At 66.1% G+C, this 16371-nt stretch carries 17 protein-coding genes and 1 pseudogene; 8 read left to right on the forward strand and 10 right to left on the reverse strand.

What is annotated here, in order from left to right; translation table 11 throughout:
• The first annotated feature begins 234 nt into the window (after positions 1–234).
• On the forward strand, positions 235–972 hold the full coding sequence (locus ACVIJ6_RS00275) for a TlyA family RNA methyltransferase (protein ID WP_456770973.1): 738 nt from the start codon (positions 235–237) through the stop codon (positions 970–972).
• Positions 965–2200 carry a class I SAM-dependent RNA methyltransferase gene (locus ACVIJ6_RS00280; RefSeq protein WP_456770974.1) on the forward strand — a complete coding sequence of 412 codons (1236 nt, stop codon included), beginning with the start codon at positions 965–967 and terminating at the stop codon, positions 2198–2200. The genes ACVIJ6_RS00275 and ACVIJ6_RS00280 overlap by 8 nt, the downstream gene beginning before the upstream one ends.
• Before the next feature lie 93 nt (positions 2201–2293).
• Here the strand turns inward: ACVIJ6_RS00280 and ACVIJ6_RS00285 are convergent, their stop codons facing one another.
• Complete coding sequence (locus tag ACVIJ6_RS00285) at positions 2294–2872, reverse strand: septal ring lytic transglycosylase RlpA family protein (protein WP_456770975.1); 579 nt, start codon at positions 2870–2872, stop codon at positions 2294–2296.
• Between the two features lie 206 nt (positions 2873–3078).
• Between ACVIJ6_RS00285 and ACVIJ6_RS00290 the strand changes: the two genes are divergently transcribed.
• Complete coding sequence (locus ACVIJ6_RS00290; protein ID WP_456770976.1) at positions 3079–3924, forward strand: nucleotidyltransferase domain-containing protein; 846 nt, start codon at positions 3079–3081, stop codon at positions 3922–3924.
• Between the two features lie 45 nt (positions 3925–3969).
• Here ACVIJ6_RS00290 and ACVIJ6_RS00295 read toward each other — a convergent pair whose 3' ends face one another.
• Positions 3970–4824: a DUF1194 domain-containing protein gene (locus ACVIJ6_RS00295; protein WP_456770977.1), complete on the reverse strand. Its 855-nt coding sequence runs from the start codon at positions 4822–4824 to the stop codon at positions 3970–3972.
• A gap of 234 nt (positions 4825–5058) precedes the next feature.
• Here ACVIJ6_RS00295 and clpS point away from each other — a divergent pair, with 234 nt between their 5' ends.
• Positions 5059–5364: an ATP-dependent Clp protease adapter ClpS gene (gene clpS / locus ACVIJ6_RS00300; RefSeq protein ID WP_456770978.1), complete on the forward strand. Its 306-nt coding sequence runs from the start codon at positions 5059–5061 to the stop codon at positions 5362–5364.
• A gap of 9 nt (positions 5365–5373) precedes the next feature.
• On the opposite strand, the gene ACVIJ6_RS00305 is transcribed toward clpS, so the two are convergent.
• The 4 genes from ACVIJ6_RS00305 to fabI form a co-directional block, all read right to left on the reverse strand.
• Entirely contained in the window at positions 5374–6549 is a 1176-nt protein-coding gene (locus tag ACVIJ6_RS00305) for an adenylate/guanylate cyclase domain-containing protein (RefSeq protein ID WP_456770979.1), read from the reverse strand.
• A gap of 62 nt (positions 6550–6611) precedes the next feature.
• Entirely contained in the window at positions 6612–7697 is a 1086-nt protein-coding gene (gene aroC / locus ACVIJ6_RS00310) for a chorismate synthase (RefSeq protein ID WP_012042663.1), read from the reverse strand.
• Between the two features lie 102 nt (positions 7698–7799).
• Complete coding sequence (locus ACVIJ6_RS00315; protein WP_456770980.1) at positions 7800–8399, reverse strand: histidine phosphatase family protein; 600 nt, start codon at positions 8397–8399, stop codon at positions 7800–7802.
• A gap of 13 nt (positions 8400–8412) precedes the next feature.
• Positions 8413–9246, reverse strand: coding sequence for an enoyl-ACP reductase FabI (gene fabI, locus ACVIJ6_RS00320; protein ID WP_456770981.1), 834 nt, complete (start codon positions 9244–9246; stop codon positions 8413–8415).
• Positions 9247–9451: 205 nt separating this feature from the next.
• On the opposite strand from fabI, the gene ACVIJ6_RS00325 reads away from it, so the two are divergent.
• A complete protein-coding gene (locus ACVIJ6_RS00325; protein ID WP_456770982.1) occupies positions 9452–9940 on the forward strand; it encodes a sigma-70 family RNA polymerase sigma factor in 489 nt (162 codons plus the stop codon).
• A gap of 100 nt (positions 9941–10040) precedes the next feature.
• The gene (locus tag ACVIJ6_RS00330) at positions 10041–10811 is read left to right on the forward strand and encodes an anti-sigma factor family protein (protein ID WP_456770983.1); all 771 of its coding nucleotides are present in this window, start codon (positions 10041–10043) and stop codon (positions 10809–10811) included.
• A gap of 350 nt (positions 10812–11161) precedes the next feature.
• Here ACVIJ6_RS00330 and ACVIJ6_RS00335 read toward each other — a convergent pair whose 3' ends face one another.
• Positions 11162–12124, reverse strand: a complete 963-nt coding sequence (locus ACVIJ6_RS00335; protein WP_456770984.1) for a DnaJ C-terminal domain-containing protein — start codon at positions 12122–12124, stop codon at positions 11162–11164.
• Positions 12125–12236: 112 nt separating this feature from the next.
• Entirely contained in the window at positions 12237–12641 is a 405-nt protein-coding gene (locus ACVIJ6_RS00340) for an RT0821/Lpp0805 family surface protein (RefSeq protein WP_456770985.1), read from the reverse strand.
• 125 nt (positions 12642–12766) lie between these two features.
• Here ACVIJ6_RS00340 and pdxH point away from each other — a divergent pair, with 125 nt between their 5' ends.
• Complete coding sequence (pdxH, locus tag ACVIJ6_RS00345; protein WP_456770986.1) at positions 12767–13417, forward strand: pyridoxamine 5'-phosphate oxidase; 651 nt, start codon at positions 12767–12769, stop codon at positions 13415–13417.
• A 137-nt stretch (positions 13418–13554) separates the two neighbouring features.
• Positions 13555–14310, forward strand: a complete 756-nt coding sequence (locus ACVIJ6_RS00350) for an SDR family NAD(P)-dependent oxidoreductase (RefSeq protein ID WP_456770987.1) — start codon at positions 13555–13557, stop codon at positions 14308–14310.
• Between the two features lie 337 nt (positions 14311–14647).
• Here the strand turns inward: ACVIJ6_RS00350 and ACVIJ6_RS00355 are convergent, their stop codons facing one another.
• Together ACVIJ6_RS00355 and ACVIJ6_RS00360 are read right to left on the reverse strand one after the other, a co-directional pair.
• A complete protein-coding gene (locus tag ACVIJ6_RS00355; protein WP_456770988.1) occupies positions 14648–14884 on the reverse strand; it encodes a hypothetical protein in 237 nt (78 codons plus the stop codon).
• A 386-nt stretch (positions 14885–15270) separates the two neighbouring features.
• A pseudogene (locus ACVIJ6_RS00360) lies at positions 15271–16249 on the reverse strand (magnesium transporter CorA family protein).
• Positions 16250–16371: the final 122 nt, after the last annotated feature.

Raw genomic sequence — 16371 nt, forward strand, 5'->3', positions numbered from 1 at the left:
CGTCGACGCATGCTGCTCGCCACAATCTCCGCTGTCGTCCCTGCGAACGCAGGGACCCATACCCACAGGACGTCGTGTTGGGCAGACTCGTAGTTAGAATCGTCGTACCAACGACCTCTTGTGGATATGGGTCCCGGGTCGGCGCTCCAACGCGCGTTGCGCGTTGGAGCTTGCCCGGGACGACACCGAATTCTGAAGCCCGATCTCCACACAACTCATCAGTTCTCTAGCCCCATGTCCCCTCCCCGCAAACGCGCTGATGTCCTCCTCGTCGAACGCGGCCTGTTCGAGAGCCGCGCGCGGGCGCAGGCGGCGATCGAGGCGGGACTGGTGTTCGCCAATGACAAGCAGGTGGCCAAAGCGTCGGAGACCGTTCCCGCCGACGCCGTGCTGCAGGCCGAGCCGGCGCATCCCTGGGTGTCGCGCGGCGGCGTCAAACTTGCGGCGGCGCTGGAGCATTACGGCATCGAGGTCGAGGACCATGTCTGCCTCGATGTCGGCGCGTCTACCGGCGGCTTCACCGAGGTGCTGCTGGCGCATGGCGCGGCCCTCGTATTCGCGGTCGATGTCGGCCGTGACCAGTTGCATCCGTCGCTGCGCAACCATTCCAGGATCGTATCGATGGAGCAAACGGATATCCGCAGCTATGAGGGCAAGCGCCTGCCACAGCGGCCCGATTTGGTGGTGATCGACTGCAGCTTCATCTCGCTCAAATCGGTGTTGCCGGTGGCGCTGTCGCTGGCTGCGTCGCCGATGAGCCTGCTGGCGCTGATCAAGCCGCAATTCGAGGCGCAGGGTAAGCACGGCAAGGGCGGCATCATCAAGGACGCCGCCGTACACAAGGCGGTCTGCGACGATGTCGCGGCCTTCGCGGCCGCGCTCGGCTGCAGCGACATCGAGATCTTTCCATCCTGCATCAAGGGCGGCGACGGCAACGCCGAATTCTTCCTGGGAGCACGCCTCCATGGTTGACCGTCTCGTCATCGACCATGTCGGCCATCGCGGCGACGGCGTGTCGCTGTCCTCGCGCGAAACGCTGTACGTGCCCTACACGCTGGCCGGCGAGACCGTCGAGGCCGCGGCGATTCCCGGTCATCCCGACCGTCGCAAGCTGCTCGCAGTGGAGACCCCCAGCGCCGAGCGGATCGCGCCGTTCTGCCCGCATTTCGGCGTCTGCGGCGGCTGCGCCATCCAGCACTGGGCGACCGAACCCTATCAGCAATGGAAGCGCAACATCGTCGTCGAGACCTTGCGCGCAACGAAGGTCGATTGCGAGGTCGCCGATCTGATCGACGCCCACGGCGCCGGCCGGCGCCGCGCCACCTTCCACGCGCGGATGGGCACCCACGAGATCCTCAGGGTGGGCTTCTCGGCGACCGGCAGCCACGACATCGTTCCGATCGACCGCTGCCCGATCCTCGACCCTGCCCTGGATGGCGCGCTGGAAGCCGCATGGGCGTTGGCCGAAGCGCTGAAGCCGACCGGCAAGCCGCTCGACATCCAGGCGACCGCCACCCGCAACGGCCTGGACATCGATGTCCGCGGCTCCGGGCCGCTGCCGCCGGCGCGCGTTGCGGCGCTGTCGCGCCTCGCCGAGCAGCACCGCCTGGCGCGGCTGACGCGCCATGGCGAGCTGGTGCTGATGCGCAATGCGCCGACCGTGACCATGGGCATGGCGCAGGTGACCTTGCCGCCGGGCTCGTTCCTGCAGGCCACCATGCAGGGCGAGGAGACGCTGGCCCAGCTGGTGCTGGAGCGCACGGCCAAGGCCAAGCACGTCGCCGACCTGTTCTGCGGCGTCGGGCCCTTCGCGCTGCGGCTGGCGGCACGCGCGCGCGTCACCGCGATGGACAATGACGCGGGCTCGATCGCAGCGCTGCAGAAGGCCGCCGGCAGCCCCGGTCTCAAGCCGATCAAGGCCGAGGCCCGCGACCTGTTCCGGCGTCCCTTGATGCCACCGGAGCTGCGCGACATCGACGCCGTCGTGTTCGACCCGCCACGCCAGGGCGCGCAGGCGCAGGCCAAGCAGCTCGCCGCCAGCAAGGTGCCGGTGATCGTCGCGGTGTCCTGCAATGTCACGACCTTCGCGCGCGACATGCGCCTGCTGATCGACGGCGGCTACAAGCTCGAGACGGTGGTGCCCGTCGACCAGTTCCGCCACACGCCGCATGTCGAGCTGGTGGCGAGATTGGTGCGGTGAGCTGATCGCCTTCCACTGCGTCATTGCGAGCGGCAGCAATCCAGGCTTCCGTCTTGGATCGCGTCGCTTCGCTCGCGATGACGAGGGCACGTTCTACCTGATCACGTTGACCTTCACCGGCGCGACGCCGGTGTTGACCATGCCGAGCGCCTGGGCGGCCGAGTAGGACACGTCGACCACGCGCCCCTGCACGAACGGTCCGCGATCGTTGACGCGCACCACCACCGAACGTCCGGTCTTGACGTTGGTGACCTGCAGGCGGGTGCCGAATGGCAGGCTGCGATGCGCCGCCGTCAGCTCGGAGGGATTGAAGCGCTCGCCGCTCGCGGTCTTCTGACCTTCCGAATAGTAGCTGGCGAGACCCGACGACCCCGAGCGTGCCGGCGACGGGCTGGGCTCGGCCGGCCGCACGCGGACCACCGACTCCGGCGCCTTCTCGGCCCGCTGGATCGTGGGCCGGACTTCGACCTCGACCGCGGCCTGCCTGGTCGGCGGCGACAGGCGCGCCTGCCGGACAGCCGAGGATTGCGCGCAGGCGGCGAGCGACGCCGCGGCGGCCAACACGAGCGTGGCGGTCACCAGCTTGCGGGCAGATCCCGCGATGTCGCCGGGGACCAATGAGCAGCGCGCGGTGCGCTGCGCGGGACCTGCTGTCCGATCGGTGATACGCATGTTCTGTGCGCCTCTGCCTCACCCCTTTTATGGTCGCGGCCCAATCGCGGCGGCACCATGGCAAAAGTGAACCTCGACCATCTGCAACTCCTGGTTTTTGGACCAAGTGTGGCCTCGATGTCACAGATTCGGCGGATCGATGACGGAGCGAGATTTTCCACAGCAGATCGGCCTACCTTTGCAAGCCGCGCAAGGAGAGCAGCCTCATGCAGGACGAGCGGATGCTCACGCGCATCGTCGCCAGCCTCGCCGGATGCCCCGGACTGGGCGCGATCGCACTCGGCGGATCGCGCGCGCGGGGCACGGCGCACGCCGCGTCGGACTACGATATCGGGGTGTATGTCGCGCCGGGTCATCGGCTCGATACCAATGCGTTGCGCGAGGCCATCGCGCCGCTGCTCGATGCCCCGCAACAGACCGAGCTGACGGAGGTCGGCGGCTGGGGCCGCTGGATCGTGGGCGGCGGCTGGCTGCGGATCGCGGGCCACAAGGTCGACCTGCTCTATCGCGAGATCGACGCCGTCGGCCGGGTGATCGCCGACTGTAGCGACGGGCGGATCGAAATCGATTACCAGCCGGGTCATCCGCACGGCTTCGTCTCGGCGATCTGGATGGGCGAGGTCGCGCTGTGCCGCGTGCTACATGATCCGGCACAAGTGCTTGCCGATTTGAAATCACGCTGCGCGCTTTATCCGCGCCCGCTGCGTGATGCGCTGCTCGGTCGCTTCCGATGGGAGATCACGTTCAGCATCGACAATGCGGCGCTGGCCGTCTCGCGTGGCGATGACACGCACATGGCAGGATGCGCGTATCGCGCGCTCGCCTGCCTGGCACAGGTGCTGTTTGCCATCAACGCCCGCTACCTGATCAATGAAAAAGCAGCGCTCACGGAGGCGGCCCACTTCCCGATCGCCCCTGCCGGTCTGCAGGCACGCGTGCAGTCCGTGTGGCAGGCGATCGGCTGCAGCCAATTCGGGGATGCGATCGAGGCCTTGAAGGCGCTCGACGCCGACCTTACGCAAATCATGCGGGCGGCTTGTGAGAGCGGCTGAAGCCCGGCCCCAGCCCGCGTCCTCGCCGAGGCGCGATCAGCGTGATCACCGGCCCCAGCGGTCCTGCCAGATCTTCTCGCCGATCAGGCAGGACACCCGCGGCTCCTTGTTGGCATCGTCGGCGACCGGCACGATCTTGGCCGGCGGCGTCCGTCCGGCGACCTCCAGCAGCAGCTTGGTGCGGATGGCCTCCTTGAATTCGTCGCGGCTCTTGATCGTCACCACGAACGAGCCGCGACCACCGGTCACGCAATCCTTGTAGTAGAGGTCGAGATTCTCAATATCCATCGTCGAGTAGGACGGCTCCTTGACCATGATCGGCAGGCCGTTGATCGTGATGCCCTTGGCCACGGCCTCATCGCGCGCCATCGTCACCGGCGAAGGACCGTTGTTGTTTGGACCGTCGCCGGAGATGTCGATCACGCGACGCAGGCCGCGATAGGGATTTTCGTCGAACAGCGGCATCGCGAAGTAGATCGCGCCCGAGATCGATGTGCGCGAGGCGCGGCGGATCGGCGTCTTCATGATCTCGGCGGCGACCGCATCGGCGCTTTCCGGGCCGTCGATCAGGCGCCAGGGAATGATGATCTTCTGATCGCTCGAAGCGGCCCATTCAAAATAGGTGACGGCGATGCGGCCATGCACGCCGTTCTTCAGAGCCTGCAGGAATTCGCGCGAGCTGAGCGCTTGCGCATAGCCTTCACGCTGGATCGCGAGCTCGTCGAGATCCATCGAGTAGGACACGTCGACGGCGAGGATCAGCTCGACATCGACGGAGGCTTCCTTGTCGCTCAGTTGCTGCGCCGCCTGGGCGCCGGGCGCCGCCGCGACGCTGGCCACGTCGCCGCCGGCCAAGGCGCCCGCCAGACACGCCACCCCGATCGAGATCCACCAGCGCATAAGCTGCCCTCCAATCGCGTCATATAATGGTGACACGCAATCCGCGGTCAGCAAAGCAGGAACGCACGCCTCCATTCACTTTCCAGTTAGTCCCCGGCGACCTGCCCGGATGTTGGTCAGGCACGGAGCCGCGCGCGTTGCGCGACGACGGCATGCAGCCCGTGGTTTCCCGGAGAGACCGAAGGCTGTATTGTGGCGGCTCCGCCGCATCAGGAACACACGGGCGCGCCGCACATGAACGACGCCGTTACCAAGCCGAAGACGAAGGTCCGTACCAAGGTCGAGCAGCCGCGGCTCTACAAGGTCATCCTGGTCAATGACGACTTCACGCCGCGCGATTTCGTGGTGATGATCCTGAAGTCGGAATTCCGCATGACCGAGGACCAGGCCTACAAGGTGATGATCACGGCCCATAAGCTCGGCGTCTGCGTAGTGGCCGTGTTCACCAAGGACGTCGCCGAGACCAAGGCGACGCGCGCGACCGATGCCGGCCGTGCCAAGGGCTATCCGCTGCTGTTCACCACCGAGCCTGAGACATAGACCGAAGAACTAATCCTCCTCGTGAAGCCCGAACACGCGCTGCTCGGTCGCAAGGCCGGCGATGGGGAATGCGCCGAGATCGGTCCATGGCTCGGCACAGGCCCCGGCGAACGTCTCCGAGGCGACCACGGTGCGCGCCAGTCGCGCGGCGATCTTCTCCAGCCGGGCCGCGAGATTGACGGCCGGCCCGATGCAGGTGAAATCGAGCCGGTTGCCGCCGCCGATATTGCCGTACAGCACCTCTCCGACATGCAGCGCCACGCCGAAGCGGAAGCGCTCGCGCGCATCGCCGCTCACGTACTCCAGGGCGTGGACACGACTGCGCGCGGCGCGCGCCGCTGCAAGCACGCGGCTGCAGACCTCCGCGGGGTCGCCATCCTGCGCCGCGATCGGAAACACCGCGAGCAGGCCATCGCCCATGAACTTCAGCACCTCGCCGCCCTGCGCGCGGATCGCCTCCACCTGGCAATCGAAATAGAGGTTGAGGATGTCGACCACGGTCTCGGCCGGCAGCCGGTCCGACAACGGCGTGAAGCCGCGCAGGTCGGACAGCCAGATCGCGGCATGCATCGTATCGGTGTGGCCGCGGCGGATCTGGCCGCCCAGAATGCGGGCGCCGGCGCTGTTGCCGACATAGGTGTCGAGCAGCATCGAGGCGATGCGGCGCAAGCCGATGATTTCGATGTAGCGCGACAATGCCGGGATCACCGCGCGGATCGCGTCGGCCTGCGCGTCGGTGAAGCCGCCGGGCGCCTTGGTCGTCCAGCTCGTCGCATGCACCTCCCCGTCGAGGAAGGTCACCGGCAGCGCCAGATAGTCGGTGATGCCCTCGGCGCGCAGGTCCATCAGGATCGGGTAGCGCTCGGCGGCCGGTGACTGCGGATCGGCCCGGAACGCCACGCCCTGGCGCACCACCACCGCGAGCGGGCTGTCCCAATAGGTCGGCGAGTCCTGGAAGCCGTAGTCGACGCTGCCGATCTCGACCTCGCCTCCCTGCCGCCAGACGAAGCTGCGGCCGAAGATTTCCGGATGCAGCGTGCGGACGAAAACGCCGGCGCGCCACAGGGGAACGCCGAGCGCGACGAGGCGTCCGCAGGCCTCGGACATGGTCTGGCTCGGCTGTTCCGACGACCGGGCGCCGTCGATGAGCCAGTTGATCAGCGCAGTCAGGCTCGATGGGTCCATCGACAAAGACTAGGTCAGCGCGAACACCTAGGGTAGCCCACGCAGCGCCTCTCGGCTGCCCCTCAACCGACCTGGCCGCGATGGCGCAGCAGATGATCGGCGAGCACGCAGGCCATCATCGCCTCGCCGACCGGCACGGCGCGGATGCCGACACAGGGGTCGTGACGGCCCTTGGTCAGAATCTCGGTCTCGTGGCCGGCGCGATCGACGGTCTGGCGCGGGGTGAGGATCGACGAGGTCGGCTTGACCGCGAAGCGCACCACGATCGGCTGCCCGGTGGCGATGCCGCCGAGAATGCCGCCGGCATTGTTGGAGAGAAAGCGCGTGCCGTCATTGGCCGAGCGCATCTCGTCGGCGTTCTCCTCGCCGGTCAGCTCGGCCGCCGCGAAGCCGGCGCCAATCTCGACACCCTTGACCGCGTTGATGCTCATCATCGCCGCCGCAAGATCCGCATCGAGCTTGCCGTAGAGCGGCGCGCCGAGTCCGGCCGGCACGCCCTCGGCGGTGATCTCCAGCACCGCGCCGATCGAGGAGCCGGATTTGCGGATGCCGTCGAGATAATCCTCGAAGAACGCCGCTTTGTCCTTGTCGGGGCAGAAGAACGGGTTGCGAGCGATCTCGTCCCAGTCCCACTTGGCGCGATCGATCTTGTGCGGCCCCATCTGCACCAGCGCGCCGCGCACCTTGACGCCCGCCAGGATCTTGCGCGCGATCGCACCCGCCGCAACGCGCGTGGCGGTCTCGCGCGCCGAGGAACGGCCGCCGCCGCGGTAATCGCGCAGGCCATATTTGGCCTCATAGGTGAAGTCGGCATGGCCCGGGCGGAACTTGTCCTTGATCTCGGAATAGTCCTTCGAGCGCTGGTCGGTGTTCTCGATCAAGAGCGCAATCGGCGTGCCCGTGGTGACCTGCGCGCCGGTGTCGGGATCGGGCATCACGCCGGACAGGATCTTCACCTGGTCCGGCTCCTGGCGCTGGGTGGTGAAGCGCGACTGGCCGGGACGGCGGCGGTCGAGATCGACCTGGATCTCCGCAGGCTCCAGCGGAATGCGCGGCGGACAGCCGTCCACCACGCAGCCGATGGCCACGCCATGGCTCTCGCCGAAGGTGGTGACGCGGAACATGTGGCCGAAGGTGTTGAAGGACATGAGTTGATCACCCGATCGGGAAAACCGTCATTCCGGGATGAAGCCCGGGATCGCGAGGTTCCGGCTTCGCCTCTGCAAGGCGTCCCGGACTGACGGGACAAGCTAACTGAACTTCTCGACGCCGTCCTCGCCGAACACATACACCGCGCCCTGCTGGATCGGCAGGTCTACGGCGCGGTTCGGCGTTTCGAAGCCGAGCGCGACCATCAGCGCCCGCGCCGTGCCGCCATGGGCGACGGCGACGATATCGCCGGTGAGCTGATCATACCAGTCGCGCACGCGGCGCTCGACATCGGCATAGGTCTCGCCGCCCTCCGGCGCCAGCGTCCACTTTTCGGTCAGCCGCTTGGCGTAGAAAACCGGATCGGCGGCCTGCATTTCCGGCAGGGTCGCGCCCTCCCATTTGCCATAGCCGATCTCGCGCAGCCGCGCATCGAGCGCGTAATCCTCGACCGGCAGCTGCAAGGTCCCGCGCACCAGTTCCATGGTGGCGCGGGCACGGCTGAGCGGGCTCGCGACGTAAGGCAGCCGTGCCGCGTCATGGCCGTTGCGCGCGACCAGCTGGCTAAGGATGTTGCCGGCCTGCACGGCCTGGACCCGGCCGAGCGCGTTGAGCGGAATGTCCTGCGTGCCTTGCAGGCGGCCGAGCGCATTCCATTCCGTCTCGCCGTGGCGGATGTAGTAGATCGTGGGCCGGGGCATTGCGGTTGAAACGCTACTCCTTGGCGCCGACGGAATTGCTGAGCGAGATGTCGGGCGCCTCCGGCCGCTTCATGCCGACGACGTGATAGCCGGAATCGACGTGGTGCACCTCGCCGGTGACGCCGCGCGACAGGTCGGACAACAGATACAGCGCGCTGTCGCCGACCTCCTCGATGGTCACGGTCCGGCGCAGCGGGGCGTTGTACTCGTTCCACTTCAGAATATAGCGGAAGTCGCCGATGCCGGACGCGGCCAGCGTCTTGATGGGGCCTGCCGAGATCGCGTTGACGCGGATGTTCTTCTCGCCGAGATCGGCGGCGAGATAGCGCACGCTGGCCTCCAGCGCCGCCTTGGCGACACCCATGACGTTGTAGTGCGGCATCCATTTCTCGGCGCCGTAATAGGTCAAGGTGATGATCGAGCCGCCGTCGGTCATCAGCTTCTCGGCGCGCTGCGCGATCGCGGTCAGCGAGTAGCAGCTGATCAGCATGCTCTTGGAGAAATTGTCCTGCGTGGTCTCGATGTAGCGGCCGTCGAGCTGGTCCTTGTCGGAGAAGGCGATCGCGTGGACGACGAAATCGATCTTGCCCCACTTCTCCTTCAGGACGTCGAACACCGCATCGATGGTCGTGGGATCGGTGACGTCGCAATGGCCGAGCACAATGCCGCCGAGCTCGGCGGCGAGCGGCTCGACCCGCTTCTTCAGCGCGTCGCCCTGATAGGTGAGCGCGATCTCAGCTCCGGCCGCGCGCGCCGCCTTGGCGATGCCCCAGGCGATCGAGCGGTTGTTGGCCACGCCGAGAACCACTCCGCGCTTGCCCTGCATCAAACCTGAAATCTGCGCCATGCGGCTTCCCATAGAACTGATTATTAACTGTGGACGTACACCACCGGTCTGGCCCGGTACAGCCCCATTCCGCCCACTCTGTGGCAAACTGCAGGCAGTGGTCGGCCCGCACCGGAATAGGCCCGCCACTGCGGTGTTATGATCGGTGCAAGGGGGTGGTTGCGGCCCACCCTTGTCCCAGCAGCGAACGGCCGCAGGACATTCCATGAGCGCGTTCCGCCAGAGCGTCGAGGCCATGATTCCGGCACTGCGCCGCTATGCGCGGGCGCTGGCGCGCGACATGGACGCGGCCGACGACCTCGTCCAGGACACTCTGGTGCGCGCGCTCCGGTCGGAACGGCTGTTCCTCGGCGGCGACATCAGGAGCTGGCTGTACACGATCCTGACCAACCTCAACAAGAACCGCCGGCGCTCGCTGGCCCGCCGGCCGCTGCTCATGCCGCTCCAGGACGACAACCCCGACGCTAGCGGCACCGAGGCGGAGGGCCGCGATATCGAACGCGCGCTGGCGACGCTCGTCGAGGAGCAGCGCGCCGTGCTGCTGCTCGTCGTCCTGGAGGGGATGAGCTATCGCGAGGTGGCCGACATCCAGGGCGTGCCGATCGGAACCGTGATGTCCCGCCTCGCCCGGGCCCGCGCCCATGTCCGCGCCGTGATCGAAGGTGAACGGCCGGCCCTGCGGAGGGTGAAATGACCCGACGATCCACCGCACAAAAGCCGCGCCGGCGCGCTGGCCTGCCGCGCGCAAGGGCTGTCGCGCCGCGCGACTGCACGACTGCAACGAGATCCAGATCATGACCGATCCGACGATTCCCGTCACCGAGGACGAACTGCACGCCTATGTCGACGATGAGCTGCCGGCCGAACGCCGCGGCGACGTCGAGAGCTGGCTGGCGGCTCACCCGGCCGACGCCGAGCGCGTGGCCGCTTGGCGCCGGATGGCCGAGGCGCTGCATGCCCGCTACGACACGGTGGCGAACGAGCCGGTGCCGCCGCGCCTCGATCTGGAACGGCTGGATCGCAAGCCGCGGCGCTGGATCCTCGGCGCGGCCGCGGCCAGCCTCGCCGCTTTCCTGGCCGGCGGCGCGGCCGGCTGGGTCGCGCATGGCGCCGCGTCATCGCCAGCCTTGTTGCAGAATGTGACCGGCGAGGCGCTCGACGCGCATCGGCTCTATGTCGTCGAGGTCCGCCATCCGGTCGAGGTCCCCGGGGACGAGAAGGCCCATCTGCAGCAATGGCTGACGCGGCGCTGTGGCCGAACCGTGCAGGCACCGGAGCTGGAGGCCACGGGACTCAAGCTGGTGGGCGGACGGCTGCTGCCCGGTCCGACCGGCCCGGCCTCGTTCCTGATGTATGAGAGCGCGTCCGGCGAGCGCTTCACCGTCTACGCCACCAAGACCGCGATCGAGGCGGCCCAGATGCGCTATACGACCCAGGACAATGCCGCGGCGCTGTCCTGGGCGGAGCGCGGCGTCGGCTATGTCGTCACCGGAGGAACCGACCGCACCCGTCTCACCCAGGTTGCGCGCCTTGTTTATGACCAGGCTGAACGGTCGGGCGGATAGCGCCCGATGGCGCAGAAGCGGACGAAGCTCACCACGGCCGCGCGCTTTTTCGCTGGGCTTGCAGGCGCTTGAGCCGACCGCCGAGATCGCGGCTGGCGCCGCAGGAGGCCGCGCTTCGGGGCGCCGGACCCGCACGCAAGCGGCGAGACCCCAATTCGGTCACTGAAAATCTGGAATCAGGCCACCAGCCGGTCTCAATATCGCGCCAAACATTCACGAAAAAATGAGAAGTGTTCGATCCGCCGATCGACACACCAGCGGCCTCGATCGGGGTTTTGTACCGCGCTGGTCCCCCTTTCGAGGCCGCACTTTCTCCTCATCGCTTCACAGCCCGCCGGCAACGCGCAGCCTCACGAGAGGTTGCTGCGCGGATTGTAGGGATGGCGGTCGCGCCACTTGGTCATCAGCGCCTCCAGCTCGGAATCATTGCCGTCCGGCAGCACGATGCGCGTGGTGACGAACAGGTCCCCCATCGAGCCGTCGCCCTTGGGCAGGCCCTTGCCCTTGAGCCGGAACGTCCGGCCGCTCGAGGTGTTCTTGGGGATCGACAGTTCGACCGCGCTGCCGAGCGTCGGCGCGCGGACCTTGGCGCCCAGCACCGCCTCGTAGAGCGTGATCGGCAAATCCAGCCTGATGTCGCTGCCCTCGACCTTAAAGAAGGGATGCGGTGCAACCTGGATCGTGATCAGGAGGTCGCCGGGCCGGTGTCCCGGCGCACTCTCGCCCTGCCCCTTCAGCCGGATCTGCTGACCAGCGGTCACGCCGGCGGGGACCTTGACGTTGAGCTCCTTGCCCGAGGGCAGCCGCACCCGCTTCTCGCCGCCCTTGACGGACTCCTCGAGCGTCACCGACATCGCCACCTTCAGGTCGAGGTCGAGACCGACGCCGCCGGTATCGAACTCGAACGGGCTGCCGCCGCCGGCCCGGGCACCACGAGCGCCCGCACCGCCGAACATGCTGTTCAGGATGTCCTCGAAACCGCCGCCGCCGCCAAAGCCGGGGCCGCCCCCGCCACTGCGGAAGGTGTAGCTTTCGAAGCCCCCCGGCCCGCCCCGACCGGCACCGCCGCCCGGGAAGCCCTGGAAGCGCGGCTTGCCCTCGGCGTCGATCTCCCCGCGATCGAACTGCTTGCGCTTTTCCTCATCGCCCAGGATCTCGTTGGCCGTATTGAGCTCGGCAAACCTCGCCGATGCCTTCGGGTCATCCTTGTTGCTGTCGGGATGGTGCTTCTTGGCGAGCTTGCGATAGGCGCTCTTGATGGCCGCAGCGCTGGCGCTTCGCGGCACCCCCAAGACCTCATAGGGGTCACGCATCCGTCACGTCTCCTTACAGAAAATGAGATATTAACCTATGGGCTCCCCGCCCGCTTTGCATTTCATCTGGTGAGTCCGTTGTATTTTTGCAACGGGTTCCAGAGCCCTTCTCCTAGCTTTGCTGCCAGGGTTTGAGCGCGCGGATATCCCAGCGCCCCCGCTCGATCCGGCACGCCGAGCCCTGCAGCCAACGCTCGGTCTTGCCATTGACGTAGCTCGCCAGAAAGTCGCGGCACGTCCGGCCATCGTCGCCGGTATAGGTCTTGGCAATCGGCGTCACCGAGCCGCGGGCGCCGGTCTGCGGATTTTGCCAGGGCTGGCTGGAGTCCTTGTCGCCCTTGGTCAGCACATCGGACGCCGCGTTGCGGGCGAAAGCGAGATCAGCTTCGGTCGGCTCGCGCTCCGGCGCCGGCCTGATCGCGCTCGTGATCTCCGCCTCCTCCATCTTGGCAAAGGCTGATTCGGGGCGCGACAGGCTGCAGCCACCGCCGGACAGTCCGATTAGAATGAGTGTCAAAGCGGCGCCAGCATGACCAATCGCGGATAGGCCAAGCCGGACCGATGTCCTATATAGGGCCGTAACGACATGGACGTGCGTGCGCCTGGCCGCCGGTGAACGCAAAACTCGGACTCCCCATACTCATGACCGACCCCACGAGCATCAAACACCAGACAACCTTAACATCCGGTACATCGGCCGATTTTACCCAGGCCAGCGAACCGTTTGCCCTGTTTGCCGAGTGGTTCAGCGAGGCCAGCAAGAGTGAGCTGAACGATCCGAATGCGATGGCGCTGGCGACGGTCGACGACAGCGGGCTGCCCGATGTGCGCATGGTGCTGATGAAGGGCTATGACGAGGACGGCTTCGTGTTCTACAGCCACAAGGCCAGCCAGAAGGGCCAGGAGCTCGCCGGCAATCCGAAGGCCGCGCTGCTGTTTCACTGGAAGTCGCTGCGCCGGCAGGTGCGCATCCGTGGCTTGGTGACGCCCGTGACCGACGTCGAGGCCGACGCTTATTTCGCGACGAGGCCGAAGCAGGCGCAGCTCGGTGCCTGGGCCAGCAAACAGTCGCAGCCGCTGGAAAGCCGTTTCGCCTTCGAGCAGGCGATCGCCAAAGTCGCTGCGCAATACATCATCGGCGAGGTCCCGCGGCCGCCGGGTTGGAGCGGCTGGCGCATTACCCCGGTGCGCATGGAGTTCTGGCACGACAGGCCATTCCGTCTGCACGACCGCATCGAATTCCGGCGCGACGCGGGCGGCCAGCCGTGGACAAAGGTGAGGATGTATCCGTAGCGGCGCGCGTTCAGGCCCGCACGCCTCCGCTCCTGCCAGCAATAATTGCCATCCGAATTCGATGCGCATGAATCGCGCACCGAACACCCAACCATTGTGGTAAACTGATCCCGCGTGGATCGTGAAAGACCCTGTTCATGCCGACCTCCTCGTCCAACCAACCGCGGCGCACGATGCTGCTGACCGGCGCCAGCCGCGGCATCGGCCATGCTACCGTGATCCGCTTCTCGTCAGCCGGCTGGCGCGTCCTCACCTGTTCGCGGCATCCCTTCCCGGAGGAATGCCCCTGGGGCGCCGGCCCCGAGGACCACGTCCAGGTCGACCTCTCCGACCCGCAGGACACGCTGCGCGCCATCGCCGAGATCAAGCAGCGGATCGATGGTGGCGAGCTTCACGCGTTGGTCAACAACGCGGCGATCTCACCAAAGGGCGCGGGCGGCGCCCGGCTCGGCACCGTCGACACCGACCTCGACACCTGGAATCACGTTTTCCGTGTCAACTTCTTCGCGCCCATCATGATGGCGCGCGGCCTGATCAACGAGCTCAAGGCGGCCAAGGGCTCGGTGGTCAACGTCACGTCGATCGCCGGCTCGCGGGTGCATCCGTTTGCAGGCGCGGCCTACGCCACCTCCAAGGCGGCGCTGGCGGCGCTGACCCGCGAGATGGCGTCGGATTTCGGCCGGGTCGGCGTGCGCGTCAACTCGATCGCCCCCGGCGAGATCGACACCTCGATCCTGTCGCCGGGCACCGAGAAGATCGTGAAGGAGCAGATCCCGATGCAGCGCCTCGGCACGCCGGACGAAGTGGCCAAGATCATCTACGTGCTCTGCAGCGAGACCAGTTCCTACGTGAACGGTGCCGAGATCCACATCAATGGCGGCCAGCACGTCTGAGGCGAGCCGCTAAACCGGACCTGAGACCCGCCTCTGACTTGGTTCACGCCGGCTTTCAGCTCACGACGAAACCAGGGGCAACCCGCGAAGTTGCGATTAACGCCGGCTGGATCATGATGCGTTCCACAGAAACGCATCATGATCTTATTTCTTGTTCGAGCATGATCTTCTCGGAAGATCTGTTTCTTCTTTTCAGAACGACACTCGGGAAGACGGGTGCAAACGATCGCACTACAAACAAATAGCGCCCCCGGAAGGGAGCGCTGTCGATCTTGCATACCTGATTTCAGATCACCGGCTGCCGTGTCGAATGACCACGCGCACCGAGAACGTCGGTTCAGCCTTCGCACACCAGGTTGCGGAGAATCTGCGCGGCGCGCCAGCGCAGACGGGCGGATTCGACGTTGAGCGCGCTGGAGCAATCATCATCGCGCTCGTCCTCCTCGAGCTCGGCGCCGCAATAGCGGCAGGTGCGCGGCGACAGCGCGCGAGCCACGACGGTACCGGCGCGGCCGCGCTGATAGCTCGCGAGCTCGACCACGTTGTTTGATGCCGTTATGCGTTTTTCAACCATTGCCGCCTCTTGGCCATGGACGCGATCAACACGCCCCTCAAGCTCTGTCTCGCAGGCCACGCGCCGAAGCGCTCTTTGGTGGTCCTGATGAGCAGGTTTTATCGCAGAGAAGTTTCGATCAAACGTTCAGCGTTCCCGTCAAATTTTACCTGAGGAATTGAGGCGGCTTTGCAGCGGCGTTGCAACCGGCCTAACAAGTATTTCCAGTCAATACCGCGTCCGACTCATGCCGTGCATAGCGGCATGCCGGTGACGCCCTTCGATGAGCCACATCACTAACAACTGACGGCACCGGCGCGTGAGCAAGGCAAGAATTGCCGAGCATGATGCAGCCACGTCAAGTCAGATGAGACGGCGACCGTGGCGCCGATCTGCGGTGCGCTCAGTCAGAGCCACTTCTTCAGTTTGAAGATGTAGTACGGCACGATCGCGCAGATCAGCATCAGCACCAGCGCCATCGGATAGCCGTGCGCCCATTCGAGCTCCGGCATGCTCTTGAAATTCATGCCGTAGATCGATGCGATCAAGGTGGGCGGCATCAGCACCACGGCCATGACGGAGAACAGCTTGATGATGTTGTTCTGCTCGAGATTGACGACGCCGAGCATTGCATCCAGCACGAAGGTGATCTTGCCGGCGAGATAGGACGCATGATCAGTCAGCGAGGCAACGTCGCGCTGCATGGTCTTGAGCTGCTCGCGCATGTCCTTTGACCATTTCACGCCTTCGACCACCGCCGACAGGAAAGTGACAAGGCGCCCGATGGAGACCAGACTTTCGCGCACCTTCGAGGTGAGGTCTCCCTTGCGGCCGATCGCGATCAGGATCTGCGAATATTGCTTGGCGTGGCCGTGCCGCTCATTGTTCGGCTCGAAGATCTCGTGGCTGACCTGATCGATGTCGGCGCCGACCCGCTCGAGGATGTCGGCGCAGCGGTCGATCACCGCATCGAGCAATTCCATCAGCACCATCTCGCCGGTGATCCCCGGCGCGCAGCTGCGGGCGAGCTTGGCCTCGACCACCGCGAACGGCCGCGGCTGGTCGTAGCGCACCGTCACCAGGCGGTGCCCCGCCAGGATGAACGTCACCGCCGTGGTCCTCGGCATGTCGGTGTCGGAGTGACACATCAGCGTCGCGGTCATGTAGCGGGCGCCGTTCTCGATATAGAGCCGGCTGGAGATCTCGATCTCCTGCATGTCCCTCCCGGGTCGGCACGGCGATTCCGGCCAATTGCTCGACCGCGCGGTCCTCGGCGCTGCTCGGATTCACCAGGTCGACCCAGACCGCATTGTCAGGCAGAGCCGAAGGATCGGTGACCGCCGCCTTCTTCAGCGAGGACTCGGACGGGACGAACACCGAGAACATGAAGAACTCCGAATCACGAAACGTGGTTTTGGGGGCTTAGCGGCGGGATGCTGCTGCCTTGTGACGCAGCTTGCCGTTACGGTCCATCGCCCTTTTTCGCAAACGCTCGTTTGCATCTGCTC

It is taken from the genome of Bradyrhizobium sp. USDA 4369 (assembly GCF_054056435.1).